Below are 23,227 nucleotides of genomic sequence, written 5' to 3'. Positions count from 1 at the left end.
CGACGGTTCTGGATGGAGACGTTATTATGTTACCTGTTTCTGACGACTCGAGTATTCACCGTGTCCCGATTCCTAGTCCTTTTTGTCGCTTTCATCGCATTTTCCGCCCAGGCTGACGTGCGTGTGCTGACCAGTATCAAACCCCTGCAGCAGATCGCCGCCGCCGTCCAGGATGGTGTCGGCAATCCAGAGGTATTGCTGCCGCCGGGTGCTTCGCCGCACCACTATGCGCTGCGCCCGTCCGACGTGCGGCGGGTGGCGGACGCCGACCTGCTGTACTGGATCGGCCCGGACATGGAGAACTTTCTGCCACGGTTGCTGAGCAATCGCAGCAAGCCCACGGTGGCCGTGCAGTCGCTGCCGGGCATGAAGCTGCGCCATTTTGGCGAGGACAGCCAGTCCCATGAAGAGGAAGACCACGACGACCATGACCACGACCACCGCCCAGGCAGCCTTGATGCTCATTTGTGGCTATCGTCGGTCAACGCGCGGGTGATTGCAGCGAAAATGGCCGCTGACCTGGCGCAGGTCGATCCGGTGAATGCGGCACGCTACCAAAGCAATCTCAAGGCCTTCGACGCACGCCTGGACGCGCTGGATGGACGGATCAAGGCGCGGGTGGCCGGGATTGCCGGCAAGCCGTACTTCGTGTTCCACGAAGCGTTCGACTATTTCGAGGCCGAGTATGGCCTGAAGCACACCGGGGTGTTCACCGTGGCAGCAGAAGTGCAGCCCGGCGCGCAGCACGTGGCAGCCATGCGCAAGCGCCTGCAGGAAGTGGGCAAGACCTGTGTGTTCAGCGAGCCGCCGTTGCGGCCGCGCCTGGCCGAGACCTTGACTGCCGGCTTGCCGGTGCGTCTGGCCGAGCTGGATGCGCTGGGCGGCAATGACCCGGTGGATGGCAAGGGCTATGAGCGCTTGCTGGAGAAACTGGGTGGCGACCTGGTTGGGTGCCTGGAGCAGCTGTAAGCCTGTGCCGGCCTCTTCGCGGGCACGCCCGCTCCCACAGGGACAGCACAAATCTCAAGCCTGTCACCATACCTGTGGGAGCGGGTTTACCCGCGAAGAAGCAAATGCGGTCTAGAGGGCAAACGGCAGGTGCAAGGCCACCTGCTGACGCTGCGCCAAACGCACTTCGAACTCGCTCGGGTCATGGATCATCACATCCATCCCGGCAAACGATTCTGCTGCAATCAGGCGCGACAGCCAGAAGCGCACGCAGCCTACCCGCAACATCTCCGGCCACAGCTCGGCTTCGGCTGCGGTGAACGGCCGCAGCGCCGCATAGGCTGCCAGCAACGCCTGGGCGCGTGGCACATCGATCGCGCCGTGTTCATCCAGGCACCAGTCATTCACGGTGATGGCGATGTCATACAGCATCGGCCCGGAACAGGCGTTGTAGAAGTCGATCACACCGGTCAGGTGTGTGCCTTCGAACATCACGTTGTCGCGGAACAGGTCGGCGTGCAGGTTGGCCCGTGGCAGCGCCAGGATCTGAGCCTTGTGCGCGCTGATTTCGTCCAGCGCCGGCTGCAGCAGCGCGGCTTGCTCGGCGCTGAGGCGCGGCAGCAACTCGGCACCCGAGGCCAGCATCCAGTCCAGGCCGCGGTCGGTGCGGCGCTCGATGATGTGCTCGCGGGTGGCCAGGTGAATATGGGCCAGCAGCTCGCCGACCTGGGCGCAGTGCTGGGCGTTCGGTGCCTTGATGTGCTTGCCCGACAGCCGTGGCTGCAGCAGCGCCGGCTTGCCGCACAGCTCGCGCAGGCCGTTGCCGTCGCGGTCACGAATCGCATAGGGCACCGGCATGTCGGCCGCGTGCAGGGTGTCCAGCAGCTCGATGAAGAACGGCATGTCCTCGCTGGGCCCGCGCTCGATAAGCGTCAGGACGAACTCCCCCTGTTCGAGGCTGACGAAGAAATTGCTGTTTTCGGTGCCGGCGGCGATGCCCTGGAAGTCGAGCAGACGGCCCAGCGCGTACGGTGCCAGAAAGGTTTCCAGCTCAGGCCGGGTCACGGGGGTGAAGACTGACATGATGAAGAATTGCCCATACGGGCACTTCCGCCGGGAAGTGCCGGGTTGATGTGAACGGTGCGCGTCAGATTACCACTCGAAGATCTTCCAGGACGGAATCAGCATGTCCGGCTGGTCGGATCGAATGAAATTGCCATCAGAGCCATCGGCGCGTACCAGGAAATAAGGCTTGCCGTTTTTCGGCGTGATCTTGATTGCATACAGGAACCCGTTCTGCCGGTACTCCTGGATGGTTTTGTCGCCTTCCGTGCGAATGGTCACCTCGGGATCGGCCGAGGGGGCGTCGTCCGCCGCCAGGGTGACGACAGGCATGGTTGCCAACAGACCGAGCAGTAACAGGCGATTGAGTGTACGCATGATAACCTTGTCCCTTTGTCGTCAATGATTCTGGCTATTCTAGCGCCGGACCCGTCGAAAAGGTTGATTCTGCTCATGAGCCAAGCGCCCCTCGTCCTGGTGGACGGTTCCTCCTACCTGTACCGCGCCTTTCACGCGCTGCCGCCGCTGACCACCTCCAAGGGCATGCCGACCGGCGCGGTGAAGGGGGTGCTGAACATGCTCAAGAGCCTGCGCAAGCAATACCCCGACAGCCTGTTCGCGGTGGTGTTCGACGCCAAGGGCGGTACCTTCCGCGATGCCATGTTCGCCGAATACAAGGCCAACCGCCCGAGCATGCCGGACGACCTGCGGGTACAGATCGAGCCGCTGCATGCCAGCGTCAAGGCGCTGGGCTACCCGCTGCTGTGCGTGGAAGGGGTCGAGGCTGATGACGTGATCGGCACCCTGGCGCGCAGCAGTGCAGCCCTGGGCCGGCCGGTAATCATCTCGACCGGTGACAAGGACATGGCGCAGTTGGTGGACGGGCACATTACCTTGGTCAACACCATGACCGGAAGCGTGCTGGACGTAGCTGGCGTGCACGAGAAATTTGGCGTCGGCCCGGAACACATCATCGATTTCCTGGCCCTGATGGGCGACAAGGTCGACAACATTCCCGGCGTGCCAGGTGTGGGCGAAAAAACCGCAGTGGGCTTGCTGACCGGCATCGGCGGTGGCCTCAGCGACTTGTACGCCAACCTGGACAAGGTCCCGGCGCTGGCCATTCGCGGCGCCAAGACCCTGCCGGCCAAGCTGGAAGAGCACCGCGACGCCGCGTTCCTGTCTTATGAGCTGGCTACCATCAAGGTCGATGTGCCCCTGGATATCGAAGTAGATGCCCTGGTGTGCGGCGAGCCGGACCGTGAAGCGTTGCTGGCGCTGTACACCGAGATGGAGTTCAAGAGCTGGGTCGCCGAGGTGCAGCGTGACGCGGCCAAGGCCGGTGACGACATCGCGCCGATCGTGGAGCAAGCGGCCAAGGCCGAGCCCAGGTATGAAACCATCCTCGACCAGGACCGTCTCGACTTCTGGCTGGAGAAGCTGCGCCAGGCGCCACTGTTCGCCTTCGACACCGAAACCACCAGCCTGGACGCCCAGCAGGCGCAACTGGTTGGTGTGTCGTTCGCTGTCGAGCCGCATGAAGCGGCCTATGTGCCGCTGGCCCATGACTATGAGGGGGCGCCGGTTCAGCTGGACCGCGCAGCCGTACTACTGGCGCTGAAGCCGCTGCTGGAAGACCCGGCCAAGGCCAAGGTCGGGCAGAACGCCAAGTACGATATCAACATCCTCGCCAACGGCTCACCCGCCATCGAAATGCGCGGCGTGGCCTATGACACCATGCTCGAGTCGTACGTGCTGAACTCTACCGCCACCCGTCACGACATGGACAGCCTGGCGCAGAAGTACCTCGACCACACCACCATCGCCTTCGAGGACATCGCCGGCAAGGGCGCCAAGCAACTGACCTTCAACCAGATCCACCTGGACAAGGCCGGCCCCTACGCCGCCGAAGACGCCGACATCACCCTGCGCCTGCATCACGCGCTGCAGGCACGCCTGGCGCAGACACCGAGCGTGCAGCCGGTACTGATGGACATCGAGATGCCGCTGGTGCCGGTGCTGGCCAGGATCGAGCGCCAGGGTGCGCTGGTCGATGCCGCGCTGCTGAAGGTGCAGAGCGGTGAGCTGGGGGTGAAGATGGCTGAGCTGGAGCAGCGCGCCTATGAGCTGGCCGGTGAGGAGTTCAACCTCGGCTCGCCCAAGCAGCTGGGTGCGATTCTCTACGACAAACTGGGCATGCCGGTGCTGAGCAAGACCACCAAGGGCCAGCCATCCACGGCAGAAGCAGTGCTCGATGAGCTGGCCGAGCAAGGCTACCCGCTGCCTGAGGTACTGATGCAGTACCGCAGCCTGAGCAAGCTCAAGAGCACCTACACCGACAAGCTGCCGGGGCAGATCAACCCGCGCACCGGGCGTATCCACACCTCCTACCAGCAGGCGGTTGCGGCCACCGGCCGGCTTTCGTCCAGCGACCCTAACCTGCAGAACATCCCTATCCGTACTGCCGAAGGCCGGCGCATCCGCCAGGCCTTCGTCGCCAGCCCGGGCTACAAGCTGCTGGCGGCGGACTACTCGCAGATCGAGTTGCGCATCATGGCCCACCTGGCCAAGGACGAAGGCTTGCTGCATGCCTTCCGTAACGACCTGGATGTGCACCGCGCCACGGCCGCGGAGGTATTCGGCGTAGCTCTGGAAGACGTCACCACCGACCAGCGTCGCAGTGCCAAGGCCATCAACTTCGGCCTGATCTATGGCATGAGCGCCTTTGGCCTGGCCAAGCAGATCGGTGTCGACCGCAAACAGTCGCAGGATTACATCGACCGCTACTTCGCCCGTTACCCGGGCGTGCTGGCCTATATGGAGCGCACCCGTGCCCAGGCTGCGGAGCAAGGCTTTGTTGAAACCTTGTTCGGCCGCCGCTTGTACCTGCCTGACATCAATGCCAAGAACCCGGCTCTGCGCAAAGGCGCCGAACGCACGGCGATCAACGCCCCCATGCAGGGCACTGCGGCCGACATCATCAAGCGGGCCATGGTCAATGTGGATAACTGGCTGAGCGAGAGCGGGCTGGATGCCCGGGTGATCCTGCAGGTACACGACGAACTGGTACTTGAAGTGCGCGAGGACTTGGTTGAGCAGGTTAAAGATGAAATTCGCCTGCACATGAGCAAGGCCGCGCAACTGGATGTGCCGCTGCTGGTCGAGGCAGGAATTGGTGCGAATTGGGACGAAGCTCACTGATCCGACGCGCAAAGCTGTGTAGGATCCGTGACGTAGGGATGCGGATCCTGGCACTGCTCAGTGCCAGTGGTGCTGAGGTTTCATGAAACTATCGCAAATAGTTTTCAGGGCTTTGGAACTAAACCGGTGAAGCGGAACTCAGAGTAACTGAATGGCTGGTGAAGCCTTTCGATGCTCCTATGTTGTGTTAAGTGTTGGCAGATATCTGGACCCCGCCCTAGCGGTCCGGACTTGGACCCCGAACTTCCCCCTCCCCATACGAAGTCCGGGGTTTTTTTTGCCCGGAATTTGACTTATGGCTAGTGGAGAACCCTGTGGGAGCGGGTTTACCCGCGAATGCGATGTCGGATGCACCGCCGCATTCGCGGGTAAACCCGCTCCCACAGGTTACGAGCAAGCCTTCAAATGACTGGCTTGTCTTCCAGCTCCATCCAGTCCGCCAACACGCGATAAGCATCTTCCACGCCCAGGCGCTTGGGCGCCGAGAACAGCTGGATGGTCACGCCGTCGCCCCAGCCCTTGCGGATTTCCGACTGCACCTTGAGCAGGGTGTTCTTGCCCGCGCCGTGGGTCAGCTTGTCGGCCTTGGTCAGCAAGATGTGCATCGGCATGCTGCTGGCCTTGGCCCAGTCGAGCATCATCTTGTCGAAGTCGGTCATCGGGTGGCGAACGTCCATCATCAGGATCACGCCACGCAGGCACTCCCGGCTGCCCAAATAGGCTTCCAGGTGTTTCTGCCAATGTTGCTTGAGCGGAATCGGGACTTTTGCATAACCGTAGCCCGGCAGGTCGACCAAACGCCGTTCATCGTCCAGACTGAAGAAATTCAACAGCTGGGTGCGCCCGGGGGTTTTCGAGGTGCGTGCCAGGCTGGCATGAGTCAGGGTATTGAGGGCGCTGGATTTGCCGGCGTTGGAGCGGCCGGCGAAAGCCACCTCGTAACCCTGGTCGTCCGGGCATTGTTCGACCTTGGCAGCGCTGAGGGCGAATTTGGCTTTCTGGCAGAGGCCGAGGATGGGGTTCTTGACTTGCATGGGATATCCGATGTGGGTGTTGCCTGACTCTTCAGGTCCGAGCCTGGCAAGCGGTGTCGTTTCCGTTTGGATGGCGGAAGTATATAATGCCCCAGTTTTTGTGTGCTCATTCTCCCAGCGAAGGAGAACGGGCATGGGGTGTCGAACAATAGCTCGCGCAACAGAACGCAGCGCGGCCCCCAACCCTGAAGGTCGTTCCGCATGGCGAAATGGCTGCTTGCTGTCGGTATGTTCCTGCCGTTTTTCAGCGCACAGGCTACACAGGATCCCGAGGTGTTGTACAACCGCACGTGTGCGGCCTGTCACACCGGGCAGTTGCCACAGGCACCCAGGCAGGGTGACCGGGCAGCATGGGAGCCAAGGCTGGCGCAAGGCATGGATGTACTGGTGAAGCACGTTACCCAGGGTTTCAAGGCTATGCCGCCGCGTGGATTGTGCATGGACTGCAGTGCCGAGGACTACCGTTTGGTCATCCTTTGGATGAGCGGCAGTCCCGATACATAACATTTCACCCTTAGCCGTGTTGGATTAGCTGATGAACAAACTAGTCGTGAGTCTGCTGTTGACCCTGGGTGTCGCAGGTGCGGCCACTGCTGCGCAACCCGTCAAAGGCGATGCCGCCGCCGGCCAGGCCAAGACGGCCGTCTGTGGCGCCTGCCACAACCCCGACGGCAACAGCCTGGCACCGAACTTCCCGAAACTGGCCGGCCAAGGCCAGCGCTACCTCGAAAAACAATTGCACGACATCAAGTCGGGCAAGCGTACCGTGCTGGAGATGACCGGCATGCTGGCCGCGTTCAGCGACCAGGACCTGGCCGATATCGCCGCCTACTTCTCCAGCCAGAAAGGCAGCGTGGGTGCCGCCGATCCCAAGCTGGTCGAACGTGGCCGGGCGCTGTTCAACGGCGGCGACCTGGAAAAAGGCATGCCTGCCTGCACCGGTTGCCACTCGCCTAACGGCGCGGGTATCGCCTTGGCCGGCTTCCCGCACCTGGGCGGGCAGCACGCGCAGTATGTGACCAAGCAGCTTACCGACTTCCGCGAAGGCAACCGCACCAACGATGGCGATGCCATGACCATGCGCACCATCGCCGGCAAGTTGAGCAACCACGATATCGAGGCGTTGGCCAGCTACATCCAGGGTCTGCACTGACGCCTTGGGTAGCCGGCGATGGGCCATTACAGGCGGCGTATTAACTTTCAGTTAATGTTGTAGGCCAATGATTAAAGGGCGGCGGGACCGCCCTTTTTTCCGTCCGCAGCCGTTACACTACAGAACTCGACCCCTTCGCGGCTTGTCTCAGTGCAGGTCGCGTCGTGGCGACCAATGACTGTCCAGGAGTAAAGCATGCGTAAACTGATTCTCAGCGCCGCGCTGGTCGCTGCCAGCGTATTCGGTATGACTGCCGTCCAGGCCGCCGAGCCTGTCGCCGGCAAGGAATACCTCGAGCTGAGCAACCCTGTTGCGGTTTCCGTGCCTGGCAAGATCGAAGTGGTCGAGCTGTTCTGGTACGGCTGCCCACACTGCTACCACTTCGAGCCGACCATCAACCCATGGGTCGAAAAACTGCCGAAGGACGTCAACTTCAAGCGCGTACCGGCCATGTTCGGTGGCGCATGGGACGCGCACGGCCAGATGTTCCTGACCCTCGAAGCCATGGGCGTCGAGCAGAAGGTGCACGCCGCGGTGTTCGATGCCATTCAAAACCAGCGCAAGCGCCTGACCGACCCGCAGGACATGGCCGACTTCCTCGCCACCCAAGGCGTGGACAAGGACAAGTTCCTCGCCACCTTCAACTCGTTCGCCATCAAGGGTCAGGTCAACCAGGCCAAGGAACTGGCGAAGAAGTACGAGATCACCGGCGTACCGAGCATGGTGGTCAACGGCAAGTACCGCTTCGACCTGGGTACTGCCGGCGGGCCGGAAGGCGTACTGAACGTTGCCGACCAGCTGATCGCCAAGGAGCGCGCCGCTAAGTAAGCGGCGTAACCCATGCGCCGCTTCAGAACCGCGCGTGGCATTGGCCTGCACCAGCCGCAGGTCAACGAGCATCACCTGCAGGCCCCTGGCCTGCCCGAGGATGGTCGCCTGCGGCTGCTCAGTTTCAACATCCAGGTGGGCATCAGCACCGAGCGCTACCGGCATTACGTGACCCGCAGCTGGCAGCACCTGCTGCCGCACAACGGGCGTGCCGGCAACCTGCAGAAAATTGGCCAACTGCTGGGCGACTTTGACCTGGTGGCCTTGCAGGAGGCCGATGGCGGTAGCCTGCGCTCGGGCTACGTCAATCAGGTCGAGCACCTTGCCCACCTGGGGGCCTTCCCCTACTGGTACCAGCAACTCAACCGCAACCTCGGGCGTTTTGCCCAGCACAGCAATGGCGTGCTCAGCCGTCTGAAGCCGCAGCTGCTGGAGGATCACCCGTTGCCCGGCCCGTCTGGGCGTGGTGCGATCCTGGTGCGCTTTGGCGAGGGTGAAGATGCGCTGATCGTGGTGATGATGCACCTGGCCCTGGGAGCCAAGACCCGCGCCTTGCAGCTGGGCTACATCCGCGAGCTGATTGGCGGCTACCGCCACCAAGTGCTGATGGGTGACATGAATACCCATGCAACCGACCTGCTGGAGCACTCGCCGTTGCGCGACCTCGGCCTGGTTGCCCCACAAGTGGAAGCCACCTTCCCCAGTTGGCGCCCACAGCGGTGCCTGGACCACATCCTGCTCAGCCCGAGCCTCACGCTGGAGCGTGTCGAGGTGCTGGCGCAGCCAATTTCCGACCACCTTCCCGTTGCTGTCGAGATTCGATTGCCTGATGCATTGACTGTGGATACGCTGCCGGTCCTGAGCTAATTGCCATCACCGTTTGCGGACCCGGGCATGACTGAAGACGCTGAGCGCTGGAAAGAGAAATACCTGAAAAGCATCGAGCAGCAGGAAAAGCTCGAGCGCCGTTGGGACGCCCGTCTCGACCTGCTGCGTCGCGGCCTGGTACGCAGCACCCTGGCTGCCGAAGGCAGCGACAAGGTGGTGGACCAGTGCATGAAGGAAATGCGCGAGGTCATCCGCAGCGACAACATGGACGCCGGCCTTGCAGGGTTGATTCCACGTCTTGAGAAGGCGGTGCTGGACTCCGAGCAGCGCCGGGAAGCCCGCATGAACCAGGTCAGCGATGCGCTGGCCGCACTGGTGGGCCAACTACAAGGCCTGCCATTGCCAAACGATGTGTCGCGGCCGTTGAAAAAGCTGGCGAAGAAGCTCGATGGCGGGGTGGCCCAGTCACGTGACTTGCCACCGTTGCTGGGCGAGTTGAGCGGCTTGCAGGGCCGCGCGCTGTCAGCCTTGGGCAAGTCGGCTGAGGACGCCCGGCCCGGCTTCTTGCAGCGCTTGTTCGGCAGCCGCGAGGATGATCTGCAAGGCGAGCCAGAGCTTGTGCCGCTCGCGCTTCCGGTTGTCGAGGCGCAGCCCTTGGTGGCACCGGCCGCCGTCGATGCCCCGCAGGCCGACGATGTGGACGCGCTCCAGCCGCTGCCAGCCTCTTCAGCTTCTGTTGTCGAAGCACCCGTAGCGTCGGAGCCCGTGCTGGAGGCTCCTGGCCCGGCGCTGATCGAAACGGCCGAACTGGCACCGGCCCCGCTACCGCAGCCGCTACCGGACGATGTGCCGGCACCGGAAGCTGTCACCAGCGAGTCTCCGGCTGAAGCAGAACCGGCACAAACACTCGAAGAAACCTTCGGCGAAGATGGCACCTACGCCCTGCCTTACGCTGTGGAACCGCCCTACAGCCAGGTTGCCGAGCACATCGAGCACACCCTGATCGGCCTGCTCGATGACCTCAGCCTGCCGGAGCGACACAAGGCCCAGGCGCTCGAGATGCGAGAACGGGTCGCCCGCGGCCTGAACTGGTATGAGCTGATCCCGGTGCTAGATGACCTGGCCGTGCTCATGCTGGCAATCACTGACAGCGGCCAGCACGAATTCGAAACCTATCTGCAGCAGCTCAACGAACGCCTGGAAGGTTTCCAGAGCCACCTGCACGAGGCCAGCGCCGGCCATGCCGACAACAGCTCGGCCGCCCGCGAGCTGGATACCCAGCTGCGTGAGCACGTCGACGGGCTGCAGAGCAGTGTGCAAGGCGCCGCCGACGTCGACAGCCTCAAGCACATCCTGGAAAACCGCCTGGAAGGCCTGTTGGTGACCATGGACGAGCACAAGCATGAGCGTGATCGCCGCGAGCAGGAGCTGGCTGGGCGCCTGCAAGGGCTTTCGGAGCGGGTGGCGAGCATGGAGCACGAGGCACTCGGCTACCGCGAGCACCTCGAAGAACAGCGCCAGAAGGCCTTGCTCGATCCCCTCACCGGCTTGCCCAACCGAGCGGCCTGGAGCGAGCGGGTCGAGCGCGAAATGCTCGAATGGCAGGCACATGGCGGCCATCTGGCGATGGCGATCCTCGACCTGGACCATTTCAAGCGTATCAACGACAGCTATGGGCACCTGGCTGGGGACAAAGTACTGAAGATCGTCGCCGACCAGTTGCGCAAGCGCCTGCGCAGCGGTGACTTCATCGCCCGTTTTGGCGGCGAGGAGTTTGTCCTGTTACTGCCGCAGACCTCGCCGGCCGCCGCTGCCCAGATAGCCGAGGTGCTGCGAGCCACGGTCGAGGCGTGCCCGTTCCACTTCAAGGGCGAACGGGTGGTGATCACCACCTCCATCGGCCTGGGTGCATTCCGGTCCGGCGAGCGCGGCGACCAGGTGCTCAAGCGCGCTGATGCGGCGCTGTACCGGGCCAAGGAACTGGGGCGCAATCGTGTCGAGCAGGGGTAGATAGTTACCGCGCTAATGGTGGCGTGTGGATCGAAACTGGCAAGGCTGGCCAGCAGGTGGCCGGCCTTCGTCGCTCCATACAAGGAACCGGAACATGAAAATTCGAGCATGGTACGTGCCGCTCATGATCGGGCTGGCTTTCCAGGCCAGCGCCCACGCCAAGCAAACCATCCTGACAGCGCATATTGCTGCGGATGGCACGCTGATGCAGCAGTCGCCGCAATGGATCAGCAGTATCGAACTGCAGGCACAGCCCAACTACTTCAACCAGTATAAGATTCTGCTCAAGCCTTCCGCCGTGTCAGGTAACCCTCGTTTCTGTGTGGCTTCACCTATCGATGCCAGTAGCTATGAGCGGCAACTGCATGGCCAAGCCAAGGTCATCGGTGCTCCGCTAACCAGCCATGTGACCGTCATGACCCAGTTGGTGGATGTTGAAAGCGCAAGCGGTGACAACGCGCTGGAGTTCATGCTGATGTGCAGCCGCTGACTCGCGGCAAGCACGGCCCTTGGGGAGCACGTTATACTGTAGCGCTCATACGCTGAGGCCACTGACGTGCTTTCCACGCTTAAAAAAACCCTGATTCCCTTCCTGCTGTTGGCTGTCGCCGGTTGCTCGACCGGCCTGCGCGTCGACCGTAGCCACCCTTCGGTCAACCAGGACAACCGCATCCAGTTCGTTGTCCTGCATTACACCAATGCTTCGCTGGAGCGTTCCCTGGCGTTGCTCACCCATGGCGAAGTGAGCAGCCATTACCTGATTGGTGACGGCCCGGCGACGGTGTACCAGCTGGTGGATGAAAGCCGCCGCGCCTGGCATGCTGGTGATAGCCAGTGGCAGGGCCGGACCTGGCTGAACTCCTCCTCCATCGGTATCGAAATCGTCAACCCGGGTTTTACCGACACGCCGAATGGCCGGGTCTGGCATCCTTACAGCGAAGCGCAGGTCCAATCGCTGATCGCGCTGCTCAAGGACATCGTCAAACGTAACAATATCGAACCACGGCACATCATTGGCCACAGCGATATCGCACCGCTGCGCAAGCTTGACCCGGGGCCGCTATTCCCGTGGAAGCGCCTGGCCGACGCCGGATTGGGTGTCTGGCCGGATGCCAATGCCGTGGCACGGCAGCAAGCCTATTTCAGCGTCAACCCGCCGAGCGTTGGCTGGTATCAGCAGGAGCTGGCCCGGTTTGGCTATGCGATCGAGCAAACCGGGGTACTGGATGTTGCCACCCGCCATGTGATCGCCGCGTTCCAGATGCGTTTCCGCCCGCAGCGCTTCGATGGCATGCCGGATGCGCAGACGGCGGCGATGCTGCAGGTGCTTAACCGGATGCGTTGAGCCGCCAGCGAGGTTCTGTGGGAGATTGCCCAGCCCTTTGGGCTGCGCTGTCGCACAGATAACTGAATTCGCAAGCGATCCTCGTGCCCTGTGGGAGCGGCTTTAGCCGCGAAGAATCCAACGCGGTGCCAGCCACCGCGTTTGCTTCTTCGCGGGCACGCCCGCTCCCACAGAGTCCGCGTAGCGCCTGCAAATCGAGTTCTCTGCGCGACAGCGCAACCTTGGGAGATGGCCATCTCCCAACAAGCAAACGAAGCGCCAAACGGCAAAGGTGATTCCTGATCCAGTTGCTATACCTTAGTTATCAACTGGATGCCTTCGATGTCAGCCTTCATCGCCTTGCTGCGCCAAATTTTTTACCGTCCCTGGATGCTGGCCACATTGGCAGCACTGGCCAGCGCGGCTCTGTTGCTTTCTGCCAGTATCGGCATTGCCCTGCAACAGATGAAGCAAAGCGAGAGTGCACAGATGAACGCCCAAGGCGAACGCTTTCTCGAGCGCCTTGAGCAGGTGTTCGGCCAGTTGCGCGAAGGGGTCGACCTGTTGCAGGCGCAGCCCTTGCGCGGCTGCAGCCCGGCGATGCTGACGGCATTGCAGCAGGTAGGCCTGAGCTCACGCTTCATATATGAAGCGGCATACGTGGATGGTGATATCGCCTGTTCGAACCGCGGTGATGAGCGGGCGTTCGAACCCTTGCGCATCCCCGACATCCAGGGGCCGACTTACAGCTACTGGCTGAACACCACGACCGAGCCGAACGAGAACCTGGCCGCATTGATGCTGGGGAGGGGCAAGTTCGTGGTGTCCACCTCTCGTGGGCACCTGACCGATGTGGTCGACCTGCCCCCGGGCGGTAGCCTGGTCGTGGTGCTGGACAACGGCACCCGGGCTATCCCCGTGCTGGGCCCCCCGCAGGTATGGCCGCCACCCTCGGCCTGGTCGACCAGCCACAAGTCGCTGCTCGAACTCAGCGATCGCCTGATCTACCGAATGCCGACCAAGTCACCGGACTACCAGTTGGTGTTGATTGCCCCGAGGGCGAGCCTGCCGTTGAGAATGAACGGCATGCTCTGGCTTCTGTTCCCCGGCAGTGTGCTGGCGGCCTGCTGCATCGGCTGGCTGGTGTTGCAACTGATCCTGCAGCGGCGGTCGATGAGCTCGGAATTGCAGAATGCCCTGCGTCGCGGCGAACTGCAGGTGCTCTACCAGCCGATCTTCGAGCTCGACAGCCGGCGCTGTGTCGGGGCGGAGGCCCTGGTGCGCTGGCGTCGCCCGGACGGCACCCTGACCAGCCCGGACCTGTTCATCCCGTTGGCGGAAAACACCGGGCAGATCCGCCAGATCACCGACTTTGTCCTGCAGCGTGTGCTGGAACAGTTAGGGCAACTGCTGCGCTCGCACCCCAACTTGTACATATCGGTGAACCTGGCGGCTTGCGATGTGATGGTGCCGCGCATTGGACGGGTGGCGGCACGCTTGCTGGCCATGCACCGGGTAGCGGCCAGCCAGATTGCCTTCGAGGTGACCGAGCGCGGCCTGATCGATGTGGTGGTAGCGCGCGACAACCTGCAGGCGCTGCGCGCGGTGGGGCATCAGGTGCTGATCGACGATTTTGGTACGGGTTATTGCAGCCTGGCCTACCTGCAAACCCTGCCGGTGGACTGCTTGAAGATCGACAAGGCTTTTATCGATGCCCTGGGGCACGACGCCGCCAGCAGCGGTGTTGCGCCGCATATCATCCGCATGGCCCACGACCTGCACCTGCGGGTGATTGCCGAAGGCATCGAGTGTGAAGACCAAGCGGTACTGCTGAACAGCGAAGGGGTCAATTATGGCCAGGGCTGGCTTTTTGCCCGGCCACTGAATGCCCAGCAGTTTGCCGAACTGGTGACCCGCGGACGGTTGCCGCGGCGGGTTGAGCATTGAGTGATCCTGCACCGGCGATGGGGCCGTGACAGGCAACATTCAGACCGGCAGCGCCATGTAGAACTGGGTCCCCTGCCCCGGTCGGGAAAACACGCCCATGCGCCCGCCATGCAGCTGCACGATCTCTTTGCACAACGCCAGCCCCAGCCCCGCGCCGCCTTTCTTGCGCCCTACCTGTACGAAGGGCTCGAAGATGCGCCCTTGTTGCCCATAGGCAATGCCTTCGCCGTTATCTTCGACACTGATGATCACCCGCTCCGCATGCCGTCGTGCGTGCAGGCGGATACGCCCGCCGCTGGCGGTATGGCGGATGGCATTGTGCAACAGGTTGTCCAGCACCCGGTCAAGTTGGGTGACGTCTGCCTGGATACGCGGTAGCGGCGGCTCCAGTTCCGTGATCAGCTCGATCTGCTTGTGCGCCGCCGGTTCGGCAAAGCGCTGTTGTGCACGCTCCAGCAGTTCGTCGATGGCGCAGGGAGCCAGATCGAGCTTCTGCATCCCACTCTGGTAGCGGCTGAAGTTGAGCAGGTCGTTGATCAACTGGGTCAGGCGCTGCATTTCCTCGCCGATGGTCTCCAGCAGGTCATGCTCGCGCGACTCGGGCGGGAACTTGAGCCGCTCGCGCAACAGGCCGAAGGCCATGTGCATGCCGGTTACCGGCGTACGCAGCTCATGGGAAGCGCGCAGCACGAATTCGCTGCGCACGCGTTCGAAGGCTCGCTGCTCGGTTACATCGTGCAACACCATCACTGCGCCAAGTATCGGTCCTTGCGGGTGGCTGACCGGGGTCAGGCTGTAGGCGAGCAGGCGCGTTTCGTCATCGACGTCCATGTTCAGGTCGTCCGGCTGACGGTCGAGGTTGCCGCCGCGCAGTACCTGGCGTAGCTGCTGTTCCAGCTCCGGGCGCTGCAGGGCTTCGGCCAGGCTGCTGCCAGCGCGGCTATCGGTCCAGCCCAGCTGGCGCTGCGCCACCGGGTTGAGGTGCTCCAGGCGGCCTTGGCGGTCGATGATCAGCAGGCCATCGTCAATGCTATCCAGTACGGCCTGCAAGCGTTGCTGGCCGGCCAGCAGTTCATCGACGTTGGTGGCCTGGTGCTTGCGCAAGGCATCGGCCATCAGGCCGAAGCGTCGGGTCAGTTGGTTCAGTTCCGTGGCTTGTGTGACCGGCAGGGTAACGTCGAAATCGCCCTTGCCGAGTTGGTCGGCTGCTTTGGCCAAGGCTTCGATCGGCTGGCCGAAGCGCCGGGCAATATTGTGGGCGGTGATGAAGCCCAGTACCAGTACCACCAGGCCCATCAGGCCAAGTACACCGCTGACCAGCAGGGCGTGGTCGCGGGTGTGCTCCTCGCTGCGGGTGATGTACTCCAGGGCCTGCTTGTGGGAATCGATCAGGTCGGTGCGGACCTGGTTGAACGCGGCCCCCAGTGGTTGCTCAACCCCCATGCTGCGGGAGGGCGCCGGGCTATCGCGGTAGGCCTGGAGGAAGGCCTGGTAATTGCTGCTGGCCTTGCTGAAGCCGGTGCGCTCGCCGCCTTGGTCCAGCCCTTGCTCGAGCAGTTTCTGGAAGTTTTCCTGCAGCAGCCGCAGGTTCTCCGGGGCGGTGTCTTCATCAAGGATCAGGGTCAACTGTTCGCCAAGGTTCTGGCGCAACTTCAGTCCTGTTTCCAGGGTGTGGGTGGTATCGCGCACCAGTCTCTGCTGCACCGTGGCCATCTGCAGCACGCTGACCAGGCCCAGCAGCAGCCCGAGCAGGGCCACGGTGACCAATGCCGAAATGCTGAGGAAAAGCCGCGTGCGCAGCTTCATGGGACGCCACCTCACAGGTTGTACTGCTTGCGCTTGCGGTACAGGGTGGAGGCATCGATCCCCAAGGTCTTGGCCGCCTGGTCAAGGGTGTCGCTGGCGGCCAGCACCGCGCCGATATGGGCGCGTTCCAGCTCATCGAGGCTCAGTGCGGCGCCGACGCGCGGAGCATTGCCTGCAGGCTGCTCGCCCATGCCCAGGTGGCTGATTTCCACACGTTCCTGCGGGCAGATGATGCTGGCCCGCTCTACCACGTTGCGCAGTTCGCGAATGTTGCCGGGCCAGCGGTAATTGAGCAGGGCTGTGCGGGCTTCGTCACTGAAACCGCGGGCAGGCCGGGAGTATTCCTTGACGAAGCGGGCGAGAAAGCGGTCGGCCAAGGTCAGGATGTCTTCACTGCGCTCGCGCAGCGGCGGCAGGTGCAGGGTGATGACGTTCAGGCGATACAGCAGGTCTTCGCGGAAGCGGCTCTCTCGCACCATCTCTTCGAGGTTGAGGTTGGTGGCGGCGAGGATACGCACATCGGCGCGACGGGTGACTGGGTCGCCGACGCGCTCGTATTCCTTGTCCTGGATGAAACGCAGCAGTTTGGGCTGCAAGGTCAGTGGGAAATCGCCGATCTCGTCGAGAAACAGCGTGCCCCCATCTGCCTGGCTGACACGCCCCAGGGTGCTTTCGCTGGCGCCGGTGAAGGCGCCGCGGGTATGGCCGAACAACTCGCTTTCCATCAACTCGGCGTTCAGTGACGGGCAGTTGATGGTCACGCAGGATTTGCGCGCGCGCTTGCTCCAGCCATGGATGGCCCGGGCCAGCTCACCTTTACCTGTGCCCGACTCGCCAAGGATGAGGATGTTGGCATCGGTGGTAGCGACCTGGCGGGCGGTTTCCAGCACTGCCATCATCGCTGGACTGTGCGAGTCGAGGCCGTCCTTGGGTTTGCGTATTTCACCTTCCAGGGCCTCCAGCCGAGCGGAAAGCTGACGCACCTCCAACTGCTTGGACGTAGCCAGGCGCAGCTGGTCGGGGCTGCACGGTTTGACCAGGTAATCGGCGGCACCGGCCTGGATCGCGTCTACCGCCGTATCGATCGCCGAGTGCGCGGTGACGATCACCACCCGCATCCAAGGGGCCTGGATACGCATCTGCGCCAGCACATCGAGGCCGTTGTCCTCGCCCAGGCGCAAATCGAGGAAGCAAAGGTCGAAGACCTGGCGCTGCAACAAGGCTTCGGCCTGGGCGGCGCTGTTGGCCGTTGCCACATTGTAGCCCTCGTCTTCCAGGCAATAGCGGAAGGTGCGCAGGATCGCGGACTCGTCATCCACCAGCAGAATGCGGCCTTGGTTGTCCTGGGCTGACTCCATGTGCTGCGCTCCTTTAGGAAAGATCTTCATTTAGTGTGGGAAAAATCGGGCAAGTTGCATGGTCCATTGTGAAGGAACCTGTCCTTTGCATGCTAGCCACTGGCCAATCAGCGCTTGGAGGCCGCGCTTTTCAGATGATTTTCTTAGAGGGTCACGGTGGCACATTGGTTGCGAGGATTTTCAGTTTTTGCCTACAAGAGGAGGCACTGTCATGCGCTTTTCCATCCGCGCCGCCATGTTGGCAGCCACCCTGCTACCAGGGTTCACGCCGGTATTCGCCGATCCGGTACAGGACGCCCGCCTGGAGGGGGCGCTGCAAACCGCCCTGTCGCTGAACCGCATGCTCGACCCGTTCCGTATCCAGGTCGAGGTGGACGGCAAGCAGGCGCGGCTTTCCGGGGAGGTGGAGAACGACGTCGAGCGCCAGCTGGCCGAGCATGTGGCCCTGGCTACCCGTGGCATCGAGCAAGTAGACAACCAGCTGCAGGTCAATGCCCAGCTCGTGGAGCGCCCGCTGGAGTTGCGTGCCTACGCCCAGCGCCTGGAGGATGCCACCCTGGCTGCGGTGATCCGTGCGCGGCTGTTATGGAGCCGTACCACCGAGAAGGCGCCTATAGATGTGCAGAGCAGCGAAGGCGTGGTGACCCTGCGCGGCAAGGTCGACAGTGCCGAGGCCAAGGAGCTGGCTGGCGTGGTGGCGCGTACCACCGAGGGCGTGCACCTGGTCAACAACCTGGTCAGCCTCGATAGTGCCGCCATGGCCAAGGCCCGGGAAACTCCGGTGGGGGTGCCGACCGGCCCGCAGCCGAGCGACAGCTGGATCATCGACAAGATCCAGAACAGCTACCGCTTCAGCCGCAACCTTGATGGTCTGAACCTGAAGGTGGCCAGCGAAGAGGGGCTGGTTCGGCTTTCGGGCGAAGTGGTCAGCAGCGAGCAGAAAACCATCGCCGTGGAGATCGCCCGGCAGATCATCGGCGTGCGCGGGGTGGATGCCGACCTGCTCAAGGTGGCGACCAAGGTCGAGGGCTGATCGTGCAATTCGCACGGCCGCACGGACCGCATCGTGCAGGATACGTCCTTGCCGTTTTCGGTAGATTAGGATAACTAATTGATTTAATTGAATTTTATCTGAATCAAAAGGCTGGCATGCAGGCTGCAATTACCTGTTCAGGTTTGAACAAGAATTACAGCAGGAGGAGCCGGCATGAACCGCCAATCCGTCAACCGTTTGCAGAGCGCCGCACTGCCCCTGCGCCAGATGCTGTCACTCGGCTTGGCGTTGCTGCTGACCTTGGCCGCTGGCCTCTTCTATTACAGCTGGCAGACCGCGCGCCTGGCCGAGCAAGTGGCGGCGCAGACCGCCCTGTTGACGCAGATTCAGGCAACCCGTGCCAACACCCTGGTCAAGGCCGTCGACCCGCTGCCAACCGGCCAGGCCACTACTTCACCGGCCACGCTGGAAAATGTCGTACCCCAGGACCGCTGGGTGTTCTGACCGCCGACCAGACCGATTCTGAAAAAGAAAGGAGAACCACCATGCTGAGTTGGGCTATCACTTTCCTCATCATCGCCATTGTCGCCGCCGTACTGGGCTTCGGTGGTATCGCGGGCGCTGCCACCGGTATCGCGAAGATTCTGTTCATTGTCTTCCTGGTGCTGTTCGTAGCCTCCTTCTTCTTTGGACGTGGACGAGGTTGAAGATGGGCAGGAAGCGTTGGACATCCCTGGCTGCCGCCCTGTTACTGGGCGGCAGTGCGGCGGCGATGGCGGCCAATGACGGCCAGATCCGGGTCGACCAGTTGCTCGGCTCGGACCCTGAGTACCGGGAAACCTGGCAGGACACGATCAAAGGCGAGGAACGCCTGCCTGATTGGGTGGTCAATCTGACCGGCAATGCCCAGCAGCAGATGTCTGCCGTTACCGAAGACGGCGACAAGTATCTGGTCGGCCCATTATGCGAAGGCCCGGACAACTGCACCTACAAACGCCTGATCGTGGCGTTCAGCTGGGACAAGGACGATGCCTACGGGATGCTCGTGGAGGTACCCGAAGGTTTGCCGAACGACAAGTCGCCCACCCGCCATGCGCAGTACCGCTGGCTGGGTGAACCGGACGACGGCATGAAGGCGATGCTGCAGGAGCAGCTCAAGCGTGACCCGAACTGGTACTGAGCGTTTGTACCCGGTACGGATGAAAGGTCATGCACTGTCACATAATAGAAGCTGAACCTTTCTATATTTCAGCCTTCTATGATGCGCCGCCCCGAGGAGGGGCTGCACATGACCAAGGGGCCGGGCCGTTCTGATTGTTGCAGGATCGGAGTGGCCTAGGGGTACAGGGAGTACCTCCAGCAATGGGCCGGGTCAGGAAAGGCGGAATCGGAAGTTTCAGGTCGGCGGTGTCATAGGGGCACTTGACCAGACCTGGCTTCCGAGGAGCCATGTAGGAAACGTCTCTTCCCTGCACGATTTTCTCTTCGAGACACATTTTGTCTCGACCGCACATCATTTTTTTTCGATCACCCCGACGCTTGTTCAAGCGGCATTTCAGCCATTCGGATTGTCGAACAGGCCATCTTCCCCGTCCTTTCTATCCTGCCAAATCTGCCTAAATATGGCGGTTTGGTCTTGTTCGGGATTCCGAACGTTGTAAATCAAGCACTTGCGAACCCCCAGTTTCGGTCAGAAACGTTATGCGTAAACGGCATGGGTCATGCGCTTCCGGCATTAGATTTCCCCCTTTGCCATCGCAATAGTTGCCGCCTTTTTCGCCGGCCGGGCGCCCTGTCGCTCGCCTGCGGTGTCCTTACATGAAGTCGCCGGACGGAAGCAGCTATTGCTCGTGACCTAGCCAACGGCTCTGTTACGGGCCTTTCCGTTGGGTGCCCATGACCACTAGAACAAAGGGTAAAGACATGAAGAAGGCAAAACTGAGCCTCGCCTGGCAGATCGTCATCGGTCTGGTCCTGGGTGTTGCAATCGGCGCGCTACTGAATCATTTCAGTGCAGAAAAGGCATGGTGGATCAGCAATGTTCTCCAGCCTGCTGGTGACATCTTCATTCGCCTGATCAAGATGATCGTCGTCCCGATCGTGATTTCGTCGCTGATCGTGGGTATCGCCGGGGTTGGCGACGCGAAGAAACTGGGCAGCATCGGCCTGAAGACCATCATCTACTTCGAGGTGGTGACCACCATCGCCATCGTCGTCGGCCTGGTGTTGGCCAACCTGTTCCACCCGGGCGCCGGCATCGACATGAGCACCCTGGGGACCGTGGACATCTCCAAGTACCAAGCCACCGCGGCCGAAGTGCAGCATGAGCACGCGTTCATCGAAACCCTGCTGAACCTGATCCCGTCGAACATCTTCGCAGCGCTGATGCGTGGCGAAATGTTGCCGATCATCTTCTTCTCGGTAATGTTCGGCCTGGGCCTGTCGAGCCTGCAGGCAGAGCTGCGCGACCCGCTGGTACGTACCTTCCAGGCGGTTTCCGAGACCATGTTCAAGGTCACCCACATGATCATGAACTACGCCCCTATCGGCGTGTTCGCCCTGATCGCCGTGACCGTCGCCAACTTCGGTTTCAGCTCGCTGCTGCCGCTGGCCAAGCTGGTGCTGCTGGTGTACTTCGCCATCGCCTTCTTCGCCTTCATGGTGCTGGGCCTGGTCGCCCGCCTGTTCGGCTTCTCGGTGATCAAGATCATGCGCATCATGAAAGATGAGCTGATTCTCGCCTACTCCACCTCCAGCTCCGAAACCGTGCTGCCGCGCGTGATCGAGAAGATGGAGAAGTACGGTGCACCGAAGTCGATCTGTTCGTTCGTGGTACCGACCGGCTACTCGTTCAACCTCGACGGTTCGACCCTGTACCAGAGCATCGCGGCAATCTTCATTGCCCAGCTGTACGGTATCGACCTGTCCTGGAGCCAGCAGCTGCTGCTGGTGCTGACCCTGATGGTCACTTCCAAGGGTATCGCTGGCGTACCGGGTGTTTCCTTCGTGGTGCTGCTGGCCACTCTGGGCAGCGTTGGCATCCCGCTGGAAGGCCTGGCCTTCATCGCCGGTGTCGACCGCATCATGGACATGGCCCGTACTGCCTTGAACGTTGTGGGCAACGCTCTGGCAGCCTTGGTCATCGCGCGCTGGGAAGGCATGTACGACGCCGCCAAGGGCGAGAAGTACTACGCCTCGCTGATGGCCGGCAAGCAGGAAGCGGCCATGGTTGGCGAAGCTGCCAAGCGCTGAGCCTGATGAGCTGAACAAGAAGCCCCGACCTGTCGGGGCTTTTTGTTGCCTGTGAGATCCTGGGGCCGAGCAGTGGCCATTGTGGGAGCGGGTTCACCCGCGAATCAGGCAACACGGTGTATGGCACCGGCTTTGCCGGTGTTCGCGGGTGAACCCGCTCCCACAGGGGCCTGTGTACGGGCTGCGGTCTCCAGCCTTGAGCCCCGATACGCTATCATTCGGGCATTTTTCAGGGGGAACACTCGGATGCTCAACGGCCTTTGGCTTGGCTTTTTCCTGGTGGCGGCAGTGTCCGCCCTGGCCCAATGGCTGGTAGGCGGCAACGCCGGCATCTTCGCGGCGATGGTCGAGAGCATATTCGCCATGGCCAAGCTGTCGGTCGAGGTGATGGTGCTGCTGTTCGGCACGCTGACCCTGTGGCTGGGCTTTCTCAAGATCGCCGAGAAGGCTGGCATCGTCGAGTGGCTGGCCAAGGTGCTCGGCCCGTTGTTCGCCCGGTTGATGCCGGAAGTTCCACCCGGTCACCCGGCGCTGGGCCTTATCACCATGAACTTTGCCGCCAACGGGCTGGGCCTGGACAACGCCGCCACGCCGATCGGCCTGAAGGCCATGCGCGCGCTGCAGGAGCTTAACCCCAGCAGCACCACGGCGAGCAACGCGCAGATCCTGTTCCTGGTGCTCAACGCCTCGTCGCTGACGCTGCTGCCTGTAACCATCTTCATGTACCGGGCCCAGCAAGGCGCGGCGGACCCGACCATGGTGTTTCTGCCCATCCTGCTGGCCACCAGTGTCTCGACCCTGGTCGGCCTGCTGTCGGTGGCGGTGATGCAGCGCCTGCGCCTGTGGGACCCGGTTGTGCTCGCCTACTTCATCCCCGGCGCCTTGCTGCTGGGTGGCTTCATGGCTTTTCTTGGCACCTTGTCGGCAGCGGCGCTGGCCAGCCTGTCGTCGATTCTGGGTAACCTCACGCTGTTTGGCGTGATCATCCTTTTCCTGGTGATTGGTGCCTTGAAGCGGGTGAAGGTTTATGAAGCCTTTGTCGAAGGCGCCAAGGAAGGCTTCGATGTGGCCAAGAACCTGTTGCCCTATCTGGTGGCGATGCTGGTGGCAGTGGGAGTGCTGCGTGCTTCAGGCGCGCTGGAGCTGGCCCTGGACGGTATTCGCCATGCGGTGAACTGGATGGGCCTGGACACCCGCTTCGTGGAGGGCCTGCCCACTGCGCTGGTCAAGCCGTTCTCCGGCAGCGCGGCGCGGGCGATGCTGATCGAGACCATGCAGAGCCAAGGCGTGGACAGCTTCCCGGCGCTGGTCGCTGCGACGATTCAGGGGAGTACCGAAACTACCTTCTACGTGCTGGCGGTTTACTTCGGTGCGGTGGGGATCCAGCGCGTACGGCATGCGGTGGGGTGTGCGCTGCTGGCCGAATTCTCCGGTGTCGTCGCAGCGATCTTCGTCTGCTACTGGTTCTTTGCCTGACGCCCC

At 62.2% G+C, this 23,227-nt stretch carries 21 protein-coding genes; 16 read left to right on the top strand and 5 right to left on the bottom strand.

Annotation, left to right across the window (positions count from 1 at the left end; genetic code table 11):
• Positions 1 to 12: 12 nt before the first annotated feature.
• Positions 13 to 969, top strand: a complete 957-nt coding sequence (locus tag J5M58_RS16345; protein WP_207878744.1) for a zinc ABC transporter substrate-binding protein — start codon at positions 13 to 15, stop codon at positions 967 to 969.
• Positions 970 to 1,080: 111 nt separating this feature from the next.
• Here the strand turns inward: J5M58_RS16345 and J5M58_RS16340 are convergent, their stop codons facing one another.
• Positions 1,081 to 2,031 carry a homoserine kinase gene (locus J5M58_RS16340; protein ID WP_112251726.1) on the bottom strand — a complete coding sequence of 317 codons (951 nt, stop codon included), beginning with the start codon at positions 2,029 to 2,031 and terminating at the stop codon, positions 1,081 to 1,083.
• A 69-nt stretch (positions 2,032 to 2,100) separates the two neighbouring features.
• A complete protein-coding gene (locus J5M58_RS16335; protein WP_013970316.1) occupies positions 2,101 to 2,388 on the bottom strand; it encodes a DUF2782 domain-containing protein in 288 nt (95 codons plus the stop codon).
• A gap of 75 nt (positions 2,389 to 2,463) precedes the next feature.
• Between J5M58_RS16335 and polA the strand changes: the two genes are divergently transcribed.
• The gene (gene polA, locus J5M58_RS16330; RefSeq protein ID WP_207878743.1) at positions 2,464 to 5,211 is read left to right on the top strand and encodes a DNA polymerase I; all 2,748 of its coding nucleotides are present in this window, start codon (positions 2,464 to 2,466) and stop codon (positions 5,209 to 5,211) included.
• 401 nt (positions 5,212 to 5,612) lie between these two features.
• Here the strand turns inward: polA and yihA are convergent, their stop codons facing one another.
• The gene (yihA, locus tag J5M58_RS16325; protein WP_003252993.1) at positions 5,613 to 6,245 is read right to left on the bottom strand and encodes a ribosome biogenesis GTP-binding protein YihA/YsxC; all 633 of its coding nucleotides are present in this window, start codon (positions 6,243 to 6,245) and stop codon (positions 5,613 to 5,615) included.
• A 201-nt stretch (positions 6,246 to 6,446) separates the two neighbouring features.
• On the opposite strand from yihA, the gene J5M58_RS16320 reads away from it, so the two are divergent.
• The 8 genes from J5M58_RS16320 (at position 6,447) to J5M58_RS16285 (ending at position 14,335) form a co-directional block, all read left to right on the top strand.
• Positions 6,447 to 6,749 (top strand): cytochrome c5 family protein, encoded by a 303-nt coding sequence (locus tag J5M58_RS16320; RefSeq protein WP_015268479.1) that lies wholly within the window; start codon positions 6,447 to 6,449, stop codon positions 6,747 to 6,749.
• Positions 6,750 to 6,780: 31 nt separating this feature from the next.
• Positions 6,781 to 7,398, top strand: a complete 618-nt coding sequence (locus J5M58_RS16315; protein ID WP_003256951.1) for a cytochrome c — start codon at positions 6,781 to 6,783, stop codon at positions 7,396 to 7,398.
• A gap of 195 nt (positions 7,399 to 7,593) precedes the next feature.
• Entirely contained in the window at positions 7,594 to 8,226 is a 633-nt protein-coding gene (gene dsbA / locus J5M58_RS16310; RefSeq protein ID WP_112251729.1) for a thiol:disulfide interchange protein DsbA, read from the top strand.
• Positions 8,227 to 8,238: 12 nt separating this feature from the next.
• Complete coding sequence (locus tag J5M58_RS16305; protein WP_112251730.1) at positions 8,239 to 9,093, top strand: endonuclease/exonuclease/phosphatase family protein; 855 nt, start codon at positions 8,239 to 8,241, stop codon at positions 9,091 to 9,093.
• Positions 9,094 to 9,120: 27 nt separating this feature from the next.
• On the top strand, positions 9,121 to 11,064 hold the full coding sequence (locus J5M58_RS16300) for a GGDEF domain-containing protein (RefSeq protein WP_112251731.1): 1,944 nt from the start codon (positions 9,121 to 9,123) through the stop codon (positions 11,062 to 11,064).
• Between the two features lie 94 nt (positions 11,065 to 11,158).
• The gene (locus tag J5M58_RS16295) at positions 11,159 to 11,554 is read left to right on the top strand and encodes a hypothetical protein (protein WP_112251732.1); all 396 of its coding nucleotides are present in this window, start codon (positions 11,159 to 11,161) and stop codon (positions 11,552 to 11,554) included.
• A gap of 66 nt (positions 11,555 to 11,620) precedes the next feature.
• The gene (locus J5M58_RS16290; RefSeq protein WP_112251733.1) at positions 11,621 to 12,409 is read left to right on the top strand and encodes an N-acetylmuramoyl-L-alanine amidase; all 789 of its coding nucleotides are present in this window, start codon (positions 11,621 to 11,623) and stop codon (positions 12,407 to 12,409) included.
• Between the two features lie 321 nt (positions 12,410 to 12,730).
• Positions 12,731 to 14,335 (top strand): EAL domain-containing protein, encoded by a 1,605-nt coding sequence (locus J5M58_RS16285; RefSeq protein ID WP_207878741.1) that lies wholly within the window; start codon positions 12,731 to 12,733, stop codon positions 14,333 to 14,335.
• A gap of 39 nt (positions 14,336 to 14,374) precedes the next feature.
• On the opposite strand, the gene J5M58_RS16280 is transcribed toward J5M58_RS16285, so the two are convergent.
• Both J5M58_RS16280 and algB read right to left on the bottom strand, forming a co-directional pair.
• On the bottom strand, positions 14,375 to 16,141 hold the full coding sequence (locus J5M58_RS16280; RefSeq protein WP_112251735.1) for a KinB sensor domain-containing domain: 1,767 nt from the start codon (positions 16,139 to 16,141) through the stop codon (positions 14,375 to 14,377).
• A gap of 11 nt (positions 16,142 to 16,152) precedes the next feature.
• Complete coding sequence (gene algB / locus J5M58_RS16275; protein WP_207878739.1) at positions 16,153 to 17,499, bottom strand: sigma-54-dependent response regulator transcription factor AlgB; 1,347 nt, start codon at positions 17,497 to 17,499, stop codon at positions 16,153 to 16,155.
• 211 nt (positions 17,500 to 17,710) lie between these two features.
• Between algB and J5M58_RS16270 the strand changes: the two genes are divergently transcribed.
• The 6 genes from J5M58_RS16270 to J5M58_RS16245 all read left to right on the top strand — a co-directional run bounded on the left by J5M58_RS16270 (position 17,711) and on the right by J5M58_RS16245 (position 23,221).
• Positions 17,711 to 18,532 (top strand): BON domain-containing protein, encoded by an 822-nt coding sequence (locus tag J5M58_RS16270; protein ID WP_207878737.1) that lies wholly within the window; start codon positions 17,711 to 17,713, stop codon positions 18,530 to 18,532.
• Positions 18,533 to 18,706: 174 nt separating this feature from the next.
• Positions 18,707 to 18,997: a hypothetical protein gene (locus J5M58_RS16265; RefSeq protein ID WP_112251738.1), complete on the top strand. Its 291-nt coding sequence runs from the start codon at positions 18,707 to 18,709 to the stop codon at positions 18,995 to 18,997.
• A 41-nt stretch (positions 18,998 to 19,038) separates the two neighbouring features.
• Entirely contained in the window at positions 19,039 to 19,200 is a 162-nt protein-coding gene (locus J5M58_RS16260; protein WP_003252966.1) for a DUF1328 domain-containing protein, read from the top strand.
• 2 nt (positions 19,201 to 19,202) lie between these two features.
• Positions 19,203 to 19,673 (top strand): inhibitor of vertebrate lysozyme family protein, encoded by a 471-nt coding sequence (locus J5M58_RS16255; RefSeq protein ID WP_112251739.1) that lies wholly within the window; start codon positions 19,203 to 19,205, stop codon positions 19,671 to 19,673.
• 743 nt (positions 19,674 to 20,416) lie between these two features.
• A complete protein-coding gene (gltP, locus tag J5M58_RS16250; protein WP_025337235.1) occupies positions 20,417 to 21,745 on the top strand; it encodes a glutamate/aspartate:proton symporter GltP in 1,329 nt (442 codons plus the stop codon).
• A gap of 246 nt (positions 21,746 to 21,991) precedes the next feature.
• On the top strand, positions 21,992 to 23,221 hold the full coding sequence (locus J5M58_RS16245; RefSeq protein ID WP_133969854.1) for a nucleoside recognition domain-containing protein: 1,230 nt from the start codon (positions 21,992 to 21,994) through the stop codon (positions 23,219 to 23,221).
• Positions 23,222 to 23,227 lie beyond the last annotated feature (6 nt).

Source organism: Pseudomonas sp. 32_A (assembly GCF_017490905.1).
In the GTDB taxonomy this organism is placed as follows: domain Bacteria; phylum Pseudomonadota; class Gammaproteobacteria; order Pseudomonadales; family Pseudomonadaceae; genus Aquipseudomonas; species Aquipseudomonas inefficax.
Note: the sequence above shows the minus strand (reverse complement) of the source record. Positions and strands in the feature narration are given on the sequence as shown.